Raw genomic sequence first — 13,749 nt, 5'->3', positions numbered from 1 at the left:
ACCATTCGCGTTGGTCACTGCATCCAGGCTCTCCTTCCACTCCACCCATGGCAAGGTCTTGCCAAAGAAGGTGGAGCGTCTGAAGTCGACAGCGAACGCCATACCGCAACAAAGGTCTGCTCCCTGTATATGTGAACTCATCGACCCAAGGAGATGCTGACATGTCCGAACCATTGACCCTCAATCAACGCATAGTCCTGGCCTCGCGTCCGACGGGCGCGCCTACACCGGAAAATTTCCGCCTGGAGCGGGTCGCGCTACCTGAGCTGGCTGACGGCCAGGTACTGCTCAAGACGCTTTATCTGTCGCTGGACCCTTACATGCGCGGGCGCATGAGTGATGCGCCGTCTTACGCTGAACCGGTGAAAATCGGTGAAGTCATGACCGGTGGGGCGGTCAGCCGGGTCGAACGCTCGCTCAATCCCAGGTTTCAGGAGGGCGATCTGGTAGTCGGTGCAACCGGCTGGCAAAGCCATAGCATCAACGACGGTCGCAGCATCATGCCAATTCCCTCCGGTCTGCCGAGCCCGTCGATGGCACTGGGCGTGCTCGGCATGCCGGGTATGACGGCCTACATGGGCCTGATGGACATCGGGCAGCCGAAAGCGGGGGAGACCTTGGTGGTCGCCGCAGCATCCGGCGCGGTTGGATCGGTGGTCGGGCAGGTGGCGAAGATCAAAGGTCTGCGCGCCGTGGGCGTAGCCGGTGGTGCGGACAAGTGCCGCTATGTGGTCCAAGAGTTGGGTTTTGATGCCTGCCTGGATCACAAGAGTCCGACCTTTGCCCAGGAGCTGGCGCAAGCGTGCCCCAATGGTATCGACATCTATTATGAAAACGTCGGTGGCAAGGTGTTCGATGCCGTGGTGCCTCTGCTCAATCCCAAGGCGAGGATTCCGTTATGCGGCCTGATCGCTTCCTACAACGCCAGTGAGGCGCCGAGCGGGCCGGATCGACTGCCGTCATTGCAGCGTACGCTGCTGACCAAGCGCGTGCGGATCCAGGGTTTCATCGTTTTCGACGACTACGGTGATCGGCAGCCGGAGTTTGCCAGCGCCATGGCGCCGTGGGTGCGCGATGGCAAAGTGAAGTTTCGCGAAGATGTCGTCGATGGCCTGGAGAACGCGCCCCAGGCGTTTATCGGTCTGCTGGAAGGGCGCAACTTCGGCAAGCTGGTGGTTCGGGTCGCAACATCCGAATAATGGTTGCTGTCATTTGACGCTCAACCGGGGCGCGGGTATAAACCGCGTCTCGTTGTTTAGTCGGATTTTTCCCCCATGAGCTTCAGCCCTTTGATTCGCCAACTGATCGATGCCCTGCGGGTTTTGCCGGGTGTGGGTCAGAAAACCGCCCAGCGCATGGCGTTGCAGTTGCTCGAACGTGATCGCAGCGGCGGTTCGCGATTGGCGTTGGCCCTGAGTCAGGCCATGGACGGAGTGGGTCACTGCCGTTTGTGCCGTACGCTGACCGAAGACGACCTCTGCCCTCAATGTGCCGACGCTCGCCGCGACGATACGTTGCTTTGCGTCGTCGAAGGGCCCATGGATGTCTATGCCGTGGAGCAGACCGGGTTTCGCGGGCGCTACTTCGTGCTCAAGGGCCACCTGTCCCCGTTGGATGGCCTGGGCCCTGAAGCCATCGGTATTCCGCAGCTCATGGCCCGGATCGAAGAGGCGGGAACCTTCACTGAAGTCATTCTCGCCACCAACCCGACCGTGGAAGGTGAAGCGACCGCGCACTACATCGCCCAATTGCTTGCCAGCAAAGGCTTGATCGCTTCACGCATCGCCCATGGTGTGCCCTTGGGCGGCGAGCTGGAGTTGGTGGATGGCGGCACGCTGGCGCATTCGTTCGCCGGGCGCAAACCGATCAGCCTCTGATTTCCGGCGCTTGTACACAAAGCCCTTGTGGGAGCGAGCCGGCTCCGGGCGGCGATCCGACGATTGAAAGCACTTCGATCTGCGTGACGTACACAATCCTGTTGAAAACCAAGCAAGCGCTCGGTTAACGTCGGCGAACCCTTCAGTGGAGTTCGCCGATGCCTCCCTTTCAGGAATACTTCGACCCCAGCCACCAATTGGTCCGTGACAGCGTCAGACGTTTTGTCGAGCGCGAGATTCTTCCGCAGATAGATCAGTGGGAAGAGGCCGAAAGCTTCCCTCGTGAGCTCTACTTGAAGGCCGGTGCGGCAGGGATTCTGGGTATCGGTTATCCACAAAGCCTGGGTGGCAGCCACGAAGGTGATGTGTTTGCCAAGATTGCTGCCAGCGAGGAATTGATGCGCTGTGGATCGGGTGGCCTGGTGGCGGGGTTGGGATCGCTGGATATCGGTCTGCCGCCGATTCTCAAGTGGGCCAGACCTGAAGTCCGGGATCGGGTCGTGCCACTTGTGCTGTCGGGCGAAAGCATCAGCGCGCTGGCCGTCACCGAGCCCGGTGGCGGCTCCGACGTTGCCAACTTGCGAACCCGTGCCGTGCGTGACGGCGACTTTTACCGGGTCAGCGGCAGCAAAACCTTCATCACCAGTGGCGTGCGCGCGGACTTTTATACCGTGGCGGTGCGTACCGGCGAGCCGGGTTTTGCCGGAATCAGTCTGTTGTTGATCGAGAAGGGCACACCCGGTTTCACCGTGGGGCGTCAGTTGAAGAAAATGGGCTGGTGGGCATCGGACACCGCTGAATTGTTCTTCGAGGACTGCCAGGTGCCCGTCGGCAATCTGATCGGCAGTGAAAACATGGGCTTTGCCTGCATCATGGGTAACTTCCAGAGTGAACGACTGGCCCTGGCCCTGATGGCCAACATGACTGCGCAGCTTGCGTTGGAGCAAAGCCTGAAGTGGGCACGCGAGCGTGAGGCCTTCGGCAAACCCATCGGCAAGTTCCAGGTACTCAAGCACCGCCTCGCAGAGATGGCCACCGAGCTGGAAGTCTCACGTGAATTCACTTACCGGCAGGCGGCGAAAATGGCTGCGGGGCAGAGTGTGATCAAGGAAATTTCCATGGCGAAGAATGTTGCTACCGATACGGCAGACCGGATCACCACGGACGCAGTGCAGATTCTCGGTGGGCTGGGTTATATGCGGGAGAGTCTGGTGGAGCGGTTGTACCGGGATTGCCGGATACTTTCGATCGGTGGCGGTACGCGGGAAGTGATGAACGAAATCATCAGCAAGCAGATGGGGTTGTAATTGGCGGTGTGGCGGCCGGCGCTATCGCGAGCAGGCTCGCTCCCACAGGGGATTTGTGAACGACACAGTTCCAGTGTGGGAGCGAGCCTGCTCGCGATGGCGGATTGAAGAACGCCGCTTATTTATCAGTCAGGGCAAACTGCGTCAGGCAGAAAGTCGGGATGCCCATGTCTTCCAGACGCTGCGAGCCACCGAGCTCCGGCAGGTCGATGATCGCCGCGGCTTCGTGAACCCTGGCGCCCATGCGTCGGATCAGGTTCGCCGCCGCAATAAGGGTCCCGCCGGTGGCGATCAGGTCATCGAACATCACCACCGAGTCGCCTTCGCACAGGCTGTCGGCATGCACTTCGAGAAAGGCTTCACCGTATTCGGTGGCATAACCTTCGGCAAGTACGTCCGCCGGCAGCTTGCCTTGCTTGCGGAACAGCACCAGCGGTTTGTTCAATTGATAGGCCAGTACCGAGCCGATCAGGAAGCCGCGGGCGTCCATGGCGCCGATGTGGGTGAAATCGGCCTCGACATAGCGATGGGCGAAGCTGTCCATGACCAGGCGCAGCGCTGTGGGCGACTGGAACAACGGGGTGATGTCCCGAAAGATCACGCCCGGCTTGGGAAAGTCGATCACGGGGCGGATAAGGGATTTGATGTCGAAGGAGTCGAAGACCATCGTCGCGGTGTCCTGGCAGGGTGCAAACGCGCATTATAACGGCGGCCAAGCCATTTCGCTCAGCCGCAAACAGGCGAAATCAGCCGTCGATCGAACCGCCGGCCAGGGCGCAGAGCTGGATCGGGTCGAGAATGCGGATTTCCTTGCCTTCGGCAGCGATCAATTCGTTCTGCTGGAAGCGTGTAAACACCCGTGACACGGTTTCCACCGCCAGGCCCAGGTAATTGCCGATTTCGTTGCGCGACATGCTCAGGCGAAACTGATTGGCCGAGAAGCCCCGTGCGCGGAAACGTGCAGACAGGTTGACGAGAAAGGTGGCAATGCGTTCGTCGGCGGTTTTCTTCGACAGCAGCAACATCATCTGTTGATCGTCGCGGATCTCGCGGCTCATCACCCGCATCAACTGACGGCGCAGTTGCGGCAATTGCAGGGCCAGCTCATCGAGGCGTTCGAAGGGTATTTCGCACACCGAGGTGGTTTCCAGCGCTTGCGCCGATACCGGGTGCTTTTCGGAGTCCATGCCCGACAGACCGACCAGTTCGCTTGGCAGGTGGAAGCCGGTGAGCTGTTCTTCGCCGGCGTCGCTGAGATTGAAGGTCTTGAGCGCGCCGGAGCGGACAGCGTAGACCGAGTCGAACGTGTCGCCCTGACGGAACAGAAACTCGCCTTTTTTCAGCGGACGACCACGCTTGACGATCTCGTCCAGGGCATCCATGTCTTCCAGATTCAACGAAAGTGGCAAACACAGCGGGGCCAGGCTGCAATCCTTGCAATGGGCCTGATTATGATTGCGCAGTTTTACTGGCTCGGACATTTCTTCAATCCTTGTGGGAAATCACACATAAGATGTAAGGGTAACTCAGCACAGGACATTGAAGCCAGTAGGCGGCGGATTTGTCGCAGTTGAAGGGGGCGTCCTCAATTTAATCGAGAACGCCCCCTAGATGACTCGGGAGAACCGTTGACGGCTGTGTTGTTCCAGGTAAGCGTCGAAGACCATGCACACCGAACGCACCAGCAAGCGCCCGGCAGGCAGGATGGTGATTGCCTCGCGATCCAGTTCAATCAAGCCGTCTTTGCTCATGCGCTGCAATTGTGGCCAAAGTTCGCCGAAATAGCCTTGAAAATCTATGTTGAAGTCCTTTTCGATCTGAGCGAAATCCAGGTGGAAGTTACAGATCAACTGCTGGATCACGGCACGCCGCAGGCGGTCGTCGTTGTTGCATAGCAGGCCGCGGCTGGTGGCCAGTTGCGTGGATGCCAGGGTGTTCTGGTACTGGTTCAAGTCACTGCTGTTCTGGCAGTACAAATCGCCAATCTGGCTGATGGCCGAAACGCCGAGTCCGATCAGGTCGCAATGCCCGTGGGTGGTGTAGCCCTGAAAATTGCGTTGCAGGGTCGATTCTTCCTGGGCGATCGCCAGCTCATCGTCCGGCAGGGCGAAGTGATCCATGCCGATGTAGCGGTAACCGGCAGTGGTCAGTTGTTCGATGGTGCGCTGCAACATCTCCAGCTTTTGAGCCGGCGTCGGCAGTTCATTGCTGTCGATCCGTCGTTGCGGCATGAACCGTTCCGGCAGGTGGGCGTAATTGAACACCGAGAGCCGGTCGGGTTGCAGATTGATGACTTCTTCGACCGTGCGGGCAAAGTTTTCCGGGGTCTGCCTGGGCAAGCCGTAGATCAAATCGATATTGATCGAGCGAAACTGCAGGGTACGCGCAGCGTCGATCACCGCACGGGTTTCCTCCAGGCTTTGCAGGCGATTGACCGCGCGCTGCACGGCCGGGTCGAGGTCCTGCAGGCCGATGCTGACCCGGTTGAACCCCAGTTCGCGCAACAGGCCCATGGTCGACCAGTCGGCTTCCCGGGGGTCGATTTCGATGCCGTAATCGCCGGAATCGTCATCCAGCAGGTTGAAATGCCTGCGCAAGTGCGTCATCAACTGACGCAGTTCGTCATGGCTGAGAAAAGTTGGCGTGCCACCGCCGAAGTGCAGTTGTTCGACTTTTTGCGCGGGATCGAGGTGGCAGGCGATCAGCTGGATCTCCTGCTCCAGTTGCTGCAGGTACGGCTGGGCGCGACCACGATCCTTGGTGATGACTTTGTTGCAGGCGCAGTAGTAGCAAATGTTGGCACAGAACGGCACATGCACGTACAGCGACAATGGGCGCAGGGCCTTGCGGCTGTCGCGCAGGGCATGAAACAGGTCGAAGGTGCCCACCTGGCTGTGAAATTGCACGGCGGTTGGATAGGAGGTATAGCGCGGTCCCGCCAGGTCATAACGGCGGATCAGGTCGGTATCCCAACGAATGGCGTCGAGCATCATGCGGGCATCCCCCGGAATGGGCTGGCAGTGGTGGCCAGTCTAGGGGGCAAGGCGTCGGGGTACCTTGATTTGCATCAAGGGACAGGAGGTGTGTTGTTGGTGCGGACCTCATCGTCGGAACGCCGCCCGGAGCAGGCTCGCTCCCACGATGGGGTCACCGCAAATTCAATGCCCCATCAACCAATGCTGGTGAGGCCCCGGCAGGGTCCAGATGCCGAACAGCATCACCAGCAGCCCACCGGCCATGCGTACGCTGCGTTTGCGTAACAGCGCCGTTACCCGTTCGGCGGCCAGCCCGGTGGCGAGCAGCACCGGCCAGGTCCCCACGCCGAATGCAAGCATCAGCAGGGCGCTGTCCACGGCGTTGCCCTGGCTGGCCGACCAGAGCAAGGTGCTGTAAACCAGACCGCACGGCAGCCAGCCCCACAGCCCGCCAAGCACCAGGGCGCGCGAAACGCTCGATACCGGCAGCATTTTGTTGGCCACTGGCTGAACGTGCCGCCACAGGCCACGACCAAGGCTTTCAATGCGCGTCAGGCCGCTCCACCACCCGGCCAGGTACAGGCCCATGGCGATCAGCAGGAGTCCGGCGAGCACCCGCATGAACATCGCAGCCGGGCTGTTGGCCACTGCCCAGCCGGCCAGCCCGATCAACAGGCCGGCGACCGCATAGCTGAGAATTCGCCCCAGGTTGTAAGCCAGTAACAGGCGAAAGCGGCGGCTGCGTTGCTCCTTGGGAATTGCCAGGGTCAGCGCCCCCATCAGGCCGCCGCACATGCCCAGGCAATGGCCACCACCGAGCAGACCGAGAATCACCGCAGACACCAGCAATGGCGCCAATTCAAGCATGGGGCGGGGCCTTGTCGTCGGGGTGTGCCGGATGACCGCTGGCCTCGTCGACCGCTGCGGTGTGGTTCGGGTCCTGGTCATCGAACAGGATGCTGTGGGCCGGGCCGTCCAGGTCATCGTACTGACCGCTGTCGACCGCCCAGAAGAAGATGTAGATGGCGATGGCCACGATCAGCAGCGCGGCCGGAATCATCACGTAGAGAGCTGGCATCTTGTCTCCATGCCCGCGCGGCTCAGGCCGGCAACGGGCGGGTTTGTGTCGTGGTGCCGGCAACTGGCGCACCCGGCAGTCGAGTCAGGCGCAGGGCATTGAGCACTACGGTCAACGAACTGATGGACATGCCAACCGCCGCCCAAACAGGCGTGATCCAGCCGAGGGCGGCGAATGGCAACATGAGGCCATTGTACAACCCGGCCCACAACAGGTTCTCGATGATGACCCGGCGGGTACGGCGTGCCAGGTTGAAGGCCTGGACCAGCGCATCGAGGCGGTTGGACAGCAGCACCGCGTCGGCGCTGGTTTTCGCCAGGTCGGTGGCCGAGCCCATGGCCACGCTGATATCGGCGGCAGCCAATACCGGCACATCGTTGACCCCGTCACCGAGCATCAACACCTTGCGACCTTCCCGGTGAAGCTGCTGCAGGATTTGCAATTTGTCGTCCGGCCGCAGGCCACCGCGGGCTTCGTCGATTCCCAGCTCCTGCGCGACACCGGCGACCATCGGCGAGCTATCGCCAGACAGTAACAGCGTGCGCCAGCCGCGGACCCTGCAAGCCGCAAGCAGGGCCGAGGCATCGCTACGCAGCCGATCGTCGAGCACGAACCACGCCAGTGGTCGGAGACTGTCGCCGAGCAATAACCATTGTCCGGCTTCATCGGGCATCGACGGCACCGGGGCGCCACTGAGCTCGCAGACAAATCCGGGTTGGCCGATGCGCAGGTGTTGCGTGCCAACGACGCCTTCCAGGCCGAGTCCCGGTTTGCCGTGGACTTCTTCGGCGGCCAATGGGGCGCGGCCGAACGCGCGGGCGATGGGGTGTTCGGAGCGGTTTTCCAGTGCGGCGGCGAGGCTCAGGCAATGGTCGCTGTCGAGCGCGCCGAGTGGGCGAATCGAGCGCAATGTCAGGCGCCCTTCGGTGAGTGTGCCCGTCTTATCGAAAATCACCGTATCGATCTGGTTCAGGCCTTCCAGTACATGACCACGAGTGAGCAGCAAACCCAGCTTGTGCAGGGTGCCCGTGGCTGCGGTGAGGGCCGTCGGCGTTGCCAGGGACAGCGCGCACGGGCAGGTGGCGACCAGCATGGCCAGAACGATCCAGAAGGCCCGGGACGAATCCAGCTGCCACCACAGCAGGCCAATGGCGGCGGCAGCGATCAACGACAGCAGCAAGAACCACTGCGCGGCGCGATCGGCGATTTGCGCCAATCGTGGTTTTTCGGCCTGGGCGCGATCCAGCAGACGGACGATGGCGGACAGGCGAGTGTCCTGGCCCAGCGCCTGGACTTGTACCTTCAGCGCGCCTTCGACGTTCAGAGTGCCGGCGGTCACTGCATCGCCAGGGACCCGTGCCTGCGGCAAGTATTCGCCCGTCAGCAGCGACTCGTCGATGCTCGATTGTCCTTCGAGAATTCTGCCGTCGGCAGGGAGGATGGCGCCTGGATGCACCAGCACCTGATCGCCCACCTGCAATTCGCGCAGCAGGATCCGTTCGCTCTGGCCGTCAACGTTGAGGCGCAGGCAGGAGGCCGGCAGCAGATTGACCAACTGTGCGGTAGCGGCGGCGGTGCGTTCCCGGGCGCGGCGTTCCAGATAACGCCCGGCCAGCAGGAACAGTGCAAACATGCCGACGGCGTCGAAATACAGCTCACCGACGCCGGTGATCGACGTCCAGATTCCGGCGATGTAGGCACTGCCAATGGCCAGCGATACCGAAACATCCATGGTCAGATGCCGGGTACGCAGGTCGCGCATGGCGCCCTTGAAGAACGGCGCACAGCTGTAGAACACGATCGGGGTGGTGAGGAACAGAGCGACCCAGCGCAGGATTTCATGCAGTTCCGGGCTCAGGTCGATGTTGAATTCCGGCCAGGTGGCCATGGTCGCCATCATGGCCTGGAACCACAGCAGCCCGGCCACGCCGAGTTGGCGCAGGGCCCGGCGGTTTTCGCTGGCCAGTTGTTCAGTGGCCAGGTCCGCTTGATAAGGATGAGCCGCATAGCCGATATGGCGCAGCTCGGCGAGTACCTGGCTGAGTGGCAATTGAGCATCGGCCCAGCGTACATGCAGTCGATGGTTCGACAGATTCAAGCGGGCTTCGGCCACCGCCGGCAGCGTGCGCAGGTGCTTCTCGATCAACCAGCCGCAGGCGGCACAACTGATGCCTTCCATCAGCAGCGTGGTTTCGGCGAGTTCGCCTTCGTGGCGAACAAAGGGTTGCTGTACATCGGCGCGGTCGTACAGTGCCAGTTCATCGACCAGTTGCACCGGCAGCGCTTCGGGATTGGCCGACGCTTCACTGCGATGCCGGTAATAGCTATCAAGCCCGCCGGCGACAATCGCCTCGGCCACCGCCTGGCAACCCGGACAGCAGAACTCGCGGGTTTGTCCCAGGACCGCAGCGGTGAAGCGGCTGCCGGCGGGGACGGGCAGGGCGCAGTGGTAGCAGGGGGTAGGGGTGGTCATGTGGCATTCACGAGACATTATCCGATGATCGTTCCCATGCTCTGCGTGGGAATGCCTCTACGGACGCTCCGCGTCCGCTTCGGCCGGGACGCGGAGCGTCCCTGGCTACGTTCCCACGCAGAGCGTGGGAACGATCAGGTGGGTGCTATTGGTCTTCCGCGCCCTGCAACGGTTCGTCACCGAGCAGCAGGTCTTTGTCGGGGCTGACCAGTTCTTCCTCGAACATGCGCCATACATGATCGTCCTGGGAGCCCAGCAGTTCGACGAAGCGGCGGCCTTCGATCTTGTCGGTCAACTGGCCGATGTAGCGGCCCTGTTCGGTTTCACTGCGGGTCAGGATGATCTTGCGGTCCTTTTCAGGCTGGGTGGGCGAAATCAGGTTCAGTTCCACGGTTTTGGGCTGGCTATTGCCGCTCAGGCGCAGGTCGATTTCGCCGGTCACGTCATCCAGATGAACATTGGCACGCATCAACAGGGTCTGCGCCAGCAGTTCGCGGTCCAGGGAGCGGTTGATGCCTTTGCCGGCCTCGTAGTAGTTGTCATTGACCAGGTTGTCCGGGTTCTTCACTGCAATCGTCACCATGGACAAGGTCAGGGTCACCGAGCAGGCCAGGATCCCGATGATGATCCATGGCCAAAGGTGCTTGTACCAGGGGCTTGCGGCGTTTGCTGCGGGCATGATCACTTCTCTCAACGATTTTGTGGGCCGATGAACCGGCTCTTGGCTTCAACGTGAATGCTGGCGTCATCGGCATCCTTGAGGATGAACTTCACCTCGTTGGTGCTCGATGGCAGGTGTTCCGGCGCGACGGACAATTCGGCGGGCTGGCTGACGATATCGCCGGCCGCGACCTTGACCTCGCGCCTGCCTTGCAGCTTGAGGTCCGGCAGGCCGGTGGCTTCAAGCAAGTAGGTGTGGTCGCGCTGATCCTTGTTCATGATCTTCAGGCTGTAGACGTTTTCGATCCGTCCCTCGGCGTTCTCGCGATACAGCACGCGGTCCTTGCTGACGTCGAAACCGACCAGCGAGCGCATGAAAAACGCGGTCACCAGCAAGCTGATCATCGCCAGCAGCACAACGGCATAGCCGATCAGTCGTGGGCGCAGTTTATGGGTTTTCTGCCCCGAGAGGTTGTGCTCGGTGGTGTAGCTGATCAGGCCGCGCGGATACTCCATCTTGTCCATGATGGCGTCGCAGGCATCGATGCAGGCAGCACAGCCGATGCACTCGATTTGCAGGCCATCACGGATGTCGATACCGGTCGGGCAGACCTGGACGCACATGGTGCAGTCGATGCAATCGCCCAGGCCCTGTGCCTTGTAGTCGATGCCTTTCTTGCGTGGTCCACGGCCCTCGCCACGACGCGGATCGTACGAAACGATGAGGGTGTCCTTGTCGAACATCACACTCTGGAATCGCGCGTATGGGCACATGTAAATGCACACCTGTTCACGCAGCCATCCGGCATTGCCGTAAGTGGCCAGTGTGAAGAAGCCGACCCAGAAGTAAGACCAGCCATCGGCTTCGCCTATGAAGAAGTCCATGACCAGCTCGCGGATCGGCGAGAAGTAGCCGACGAAGGTCATGCCGGTCACGAAGCCGATCAGCAGCCACATGGCGTGCTTGCAGAACTTGCGCAAGAACTTGTTGGCGCTCATCGGCGCCTTGTCGAGTTTGATGCGCTGGTTGCGGTCGCCTTCAGTGACCTTTTCGCACCACATGAAAATCCAGGTCCAGACACTTTGCGGGCAGGTATAGCCGCACCAGACCCGTCCGGCGTACACGGTGATGAAGAACAGGCCGAAGGCCGCGATGATCAGCATGCCGGACAGCAGGATGAAATCCTGTGGCCAGAAGGTCGCGCCGAAGATGAAGAATTTACGATCCGGCAGGTTCCACCAGACGGCCTGATGGCCGCCCCAGTTGAGCCAGACAGTACCGAAATACAGCAGGAACAACACGGCGCCGCCCGCCATCCGCAGATTGCGGAACAGGCCGGTGAAGGCGCGGGTGTAGATCTTTTCCCGGGAGGCGTAGAGGTCGACGCTGTTGTTCGCGTTCTTGGTGGGTGGAGTGACGTCGTGTACCGGTATCTGGTTGCTCATCATTGCATCCCACGGCAGTGGAAAAGTGTCTCGGTCAGTACGTGCCGACCGCGATCAAAAAGGGTGTTGCAGTGGCGCAATGATACGCCTGTCGCTCTAGCCCAAGGGTGCGACCTTTGGTCACGTTGGGAGAAATTAAACGATGGTGTAATGACTTGAATCAATTGACCTTTGAAGTATGGACGGTTTTGCGGGTGCCGACGCTCAATCGCCCCATGGATTAATCAACGGCACACCGCTGGATTGAAAATCGTCGACGTTGCGGGTGACGACGGTCAGGCCATGAACGAGCGCCGTTGCCGCTATCAGGGAGTCGGCTTCGTTCGTGCGATCAGGAACATGCAAACTGGCGCACCGAAGGGCGACGGCCGCATCGATGGGCAGGATTCGCGCGTCGAATGCGGGCATGACATGGTGTTTGAGCCAGGTGCGCAGGATTTTTCCCTGTGCGGGATCTCGACGCTCCATGCGCAGGACCCCCGTCTCCAATTCCTTCAAGGTAATGACCGAAATGAACAGGCGCGGGGCGATGACGCTTTTGGCCCAGGTGACGACATTCGTGTCAGCGTGGGGTTTGCGCAGTTCGGAAATCACGTTGGTGTCGAGCAGGAACATCAGGACAGATCCAGGGGGCGGTGAGTGATCGCTGCGCGTTCGGTTTCGAACTCGATGTCTGCCGCTTCCGGCATGACCAGCAGGTCGACAATGTCGGCGTTGATACCCGTCAATTTCTGGTAGTCCTCAATGCTTAGCAGCACATGAGCAGGCCTGCCTCTATCAGTGATGAATACCGGCCCTTGTCGCGTGGCTTTTTTGGCACCACTTGTGTCCTGGTTGAATTCTCGGCTGGAAATAGTCGTGATGGTCATCTGCATTGACCTCTCTTATTTTTCGAATGTAGAAACGTTACTACCATGGCTGCCCGGCTCGCAACGTTGTACTGCCGGTTCGCGACCATCGGTCACTGTTCTTCAGGTCAAAAAAAAGCCCCGTCATCCGACGGGGCTTTTTTCGTGACTTCAAGCGCTTGCCTTACTGGGCGTCCGCTGCCGGAGCCTTCTCACCGTGAGACAGGCTGTAGACGTAAGCGGCCAGCAGGTGAACCTTGTCGTTGCCCTGCAATTGCTCTTGCGCAGGCATCTGGCCCTGGCGGCCGTAACGGATGGTCTGCTGCAGTTGAGCGAAGCTCGAACCGTAGATGAACGCGGCCGGGTGGGTCAGGTTTGGCGCGCCCATTGCCGGGGTGCCTTTGCCTTCCGGACCGTGGCAGGCCACGCAGTTGGCGGCGAACAGCTTCTGGCCGGCAACCGGGTCAGCCTTGGCGCCTTCGGGCAGCTTGCGGCCATCGAGGTTGGTCAGTACATAAGCCGCGACATCGCTGACGCCTTGCTCGCCGATCACTTCAGCCCACGCAGGCATGACCGCGTGACGGCCACCCATGATGGTGGTCTTGATGGTCTGCGGCTCGCCGCCCCAGCGCCAGTCGGCGTCGGTCAGGTTGGGAAAACCATAGGCGCCCTTGGCGTCGGAGCCGTGGCAGACCGAGCAGTTGGAGGCAAACAGGCGGCCACCCATCTTGAGGGCTTGCGGGTCCTTGGCGACTTCTTCGATTGGCATTGCAGCGAACTTGGCGAAGATCGGACCGAACCGGGCGTCCGAGCGCGCCATTTCCTTTTCCCACTCGTGAACGCCGGTCCAGCCGGTCTGGCCGTTGGCGAACGCGGTCTGCTTCTCGTTATCCAGGTAGTTGTAACCCGGCAGCAGGCCTTTCCAGTTGCCCAGGCCCGGGTACAGCACCAGATAACCCAGGGCGAAAACGATGGTGCCCACGAACAGCACGCCGGCAAGCCTGGCTCCTACGTTTTTTTGGGGGGAGCCACAAATTAGCGGCGTGTCGTAAGTCTGTGGGAGCTGGCTTACCAGCGATGGCGAC

At 60.8% G+C, this 13,749-nt stretch carries 14 protein-coding genes; 3 read left to right on the top strand and 11 right to left on the bottom strand.

Going from position 1 to position 13,749, the window contains the following annotated elements:
• The first annotated feature begins 161 nt into the window (after positions 1-161).
• The 3 genes from ACQKP2_RS29365 (at position 162) to ACQKP2_RS29355 (ending at position 3,184) form a co-directional block, all read left to right on the top strand.
• On the top strand, positions 162-1,199 hold the full coding sequence (locus ACQKP2_RS29365; protein ID WP_427581761.1) for an NADP-dependent oxidoreductase: 1,038 nt from the start codon (positions 162-164) through the stop codon (positions 1,197-1,199).
• 75 nt (positions 1,200-1,274) lie between these two features.
• Entirely contained in the window at positions 1,275-1,877 is a 603-nt protein-coding gene (recR, locus tag ACQKP2_RS29360; protein WP_427581759.1) for a recombination mediator RecR, read from the top strand.
• A gap of 158 nt (positions 1,878-2,035) precedes the next feature.
• Positions 2,036-3,184, top strand: a complete 1,149-nt coding sequence (locus ACQKP2_RS29355) for an acyl-CoA dehydrogenase family protein (protein ID WP_427581758.1) — start codon at positions 2,036-2,038, stop codon at positions 3,182-3,184.
• Positions 3,185-3,302: 118 nt separating this feature from the next.
• Here ACQKP2_RS29355 and ACQKP2_RS29350 read toward each other — a convergent pair whose 3' ends face one another.
• From ACQKP2_RS29350 to ccoP, 11 genes are all read right to left on the bottom strand, one after another.
• Entirely contained in the window at positions 3,303-3,851 is a 549-nt protein-coding gene (locus ACQKP2_RS29350; RefSeq protein ID WP_027921719.1) for an adenine phosphoribosyltransferase, read from the bottom strand.
• Positions 3,852-3,930: 79 nt separating this feature from the next.
• Entirely contained in the window at positions 3,931-4,665 is a 735-nt protein-coding gene (fnr, locus tag ACQKP2_RS29345) for a fumarate/nitrate reduction transcriptional regulator Fnr (protein WP_427581755.1), read from the bottom strand.
• A 126-nt stretch (positions 4,666-4,791) separates the two neighbouring features.
• Complete coding sequence (gene hemN, locus ACQKP2_RS29340) at positions 4,792-6,174, bottom strand: oxygen-independent coproporphyrinogen III oxidase (RefSeq protein WP_427581765.1); 1,383 nt, start codon at positions 6,172-6,174, stop codon at positions 4,792-4,794.
• A 168-nt stretch (positions 6,175-6,342) separates the two neighbouring features.
• The gene (locus ACQKP2_RS29335; protein ID WP_427581753.1) at positions 6,343-7,026 is read right to left on the bottom strand and encodes a sulfite exporter TauE/SafE family protein; all 684 of its coding nucleotides are present in this window, start codon (positions 7,024-7,026) and stop codon (positions 6,343-6,345) included.
• Entirely contained in the window at positions 7,019-7,237 is a 219-nt protein-coding gene (gene ccoS, locus ACQKP2_RS29330) for a cbb3-type cytochrome oxidase assembly protein CcoS (protein ID WP_427581751.1), read from the bottom strand. The genes ACQKP2_RS29335 and ccoS overlap by 8 nt, the downstream gene beginning before the upstream one ends.
• A gap of 22 nt (positions 7,238-7,259) precedes the next feature.
• Positions 7,260-9,710 (bottom strand): heavy metal translocating P-type ATPase, encoded by a 2,451-nt coding sequence (locus ACQKP2_RS29325; protein WP_427581749.1) that lies wholly within the window; start codon positions 9,708-9,710, stop codon positions 7,260-7,262.
• A 145-nt stretch (positions 9,711-9,855) separates the two neighbouring features.
• On the bottom strand, positions 9,856-10,389 hold the full coding sequence (locus ACQKP2_RS29320) for a FixH family protein (protein WP_427581747.1): 534 nt from the start codon (positions 10,387-10,389) through the stop codon (positions 9,856-9,858).
• A gap of 11 nt (positions 10,390-10,400) precedes the next feature.
• Entirely contained in the window at positions 10,401-11,816 is a 1,416-nt protein-coding gene (gene ccoG, locus ACQKP2_RS29315) for a cytochrome c oxidase accessory protein CcoG (RefSeq protein ID WP_427581745.1), read from the bottom strand.
• A gap of 204 nt (positions 11,817-12,020) precedes the next feature.
• Entirely contained in the window at positions 12,021-12,431 is a 411-nt protein-coding gene (locus ACQKP2_RS29310; protein WP_427581743.1) for a type II toxin-antitoxin system VapC family toxin, read from the bottom strand.
• Positions 12,431-12,685, bottom strand: coding sequence for a type II toxin-antitoxin system Phd/YefM family antitoxin (locus ACQKP2_RS29305; protein WP_427581763.1), 255 nt, complete (start codon positions 12,683-12,685; stop codon positions 12,431-12,433). The genes ACQKP2_RS29310 and ACQKP2_RS29305 overlap by 1 nt, the downstream gene beginning before the upstream one ends.
• Before the next feature lie 163 nt (positions 12,686-12,848).
• On the bottom strand, positions 12,849-13,749 hold a 901-nt coding region (ccoP, locus tag ACQKP2_RS29300; RefSeq protein ID WP_427581741.1), incomplete at its 5' end, for a cytochrome-c oxidase, cbb3-type subunit III.

The sequence above is a fragment of the Pseudomonas sp. NPDC089569 genome (assembly GCF_050280625.1).
Lineage (GTDB): Bacteria > Pseudomonadota > Gammaproteobacteria > Pseudomonadales > Pseudomonadaceae > Aquipseudomonas.
Note: the sequence above shows the minus strand (reverse complement) of the source record. Positions and strands in the feature narration are given on the sequence as shown.

Excerpts from the sequence above, each read along its gene's own strand:
- recR (WP_427581759.1), top strand. The coding sequence starts at position 1,275 with ATGAGCTTCAGCCCTTTGATTCGCCAACTGATCGATGCCCTGCGGGTT.
- ACQKP2_RS29325 (WP_427581749.1), bottom strand. The coding sequence starts at position 9,710 with ATGACCACCCCTACCCCCTGCTACCACTGCGCCCTGCCCGTCCCCGCC.
- ACQKP2_RS29335 (WP_427581753.1), bottom strand. The coding sequence starts at position 7,026 with ATGCTTGAATTGGCGCCATTGCTGGTGTCTGCGGTGATTCTCGGTCTG.
- ACQKP2_RS29350 (WP_027921719.1), bottom strand. The coding sequence starts at position 3,851 with ATGGTCTTCGACTCCTTCGACATCAAATCCCTTATCCGCCCCGTGATC.
- ACQKP2_RS29305 (WP_427581763.1), bottom strand. The coding sequence starts at position 12,685 with ATGACCATCACGACTATTTCCAGCCGAGAATTCAACCAGGACACAAGT.
- ccoS (WP_427581751.1), bottom strand. The coding sequence starts at position 7,237 with ATGCCAGCTCTCTACGTGATGATTCCGGCCGCGCTGCTGATCGTGGCC.
- ACQKP2_RS29310 (WP_427581743.1), bottom strand. The coding sequence starts at position 12,431 with ATGTTCCTGCTCGACACCAACGTGATTTCCGAACTGCGCAAACCCCAC.
- ccoG (WP_427581745.1), bottom strand. The coding sequence starts at position 11,816 with ATGAGCAACCAGATACCGGTACACGACGTCACTCCACCCACCAAGAAC.
- hemN (WP_427581765.1), bottom strand. The coding sequence starts at position 6,174 with ATGCTCGACGCCATTCGTTGGGATACCGACCTGATCCGCCGTTATGAC.
- ACQKP2_RS29355 (WP_427581758.1), top strand. The coding sequence starts at position 2,036 with ATGCCTCCCTTTCAGGAATACTTCGACCCCAGCCACCAATTGGTCCGT.
- fnr (WP_427581755.1), bottom strand. The coding sequence starts at position 4,665 with ATGTCCGAGCCAGTAAAACTGCGCAATCATAATCAGGCCCATTGCAAG.
- ACQKP2_RS29365 (WP_427581761.1), top strand. The coding sequence starts at position 162 with ATGTCCGAACCATTGACCCTCAATCAACGCATAGTCCTGGCCTCGCGT.
- ACQKP2_RS29320 (WP_427581747.1), bottom strand. The coding sequence starts at position 10,389 with ATGCCCGCAGCAAACGCCGCAAGCCCCTGGTACAAGCACCTTTGGCCA.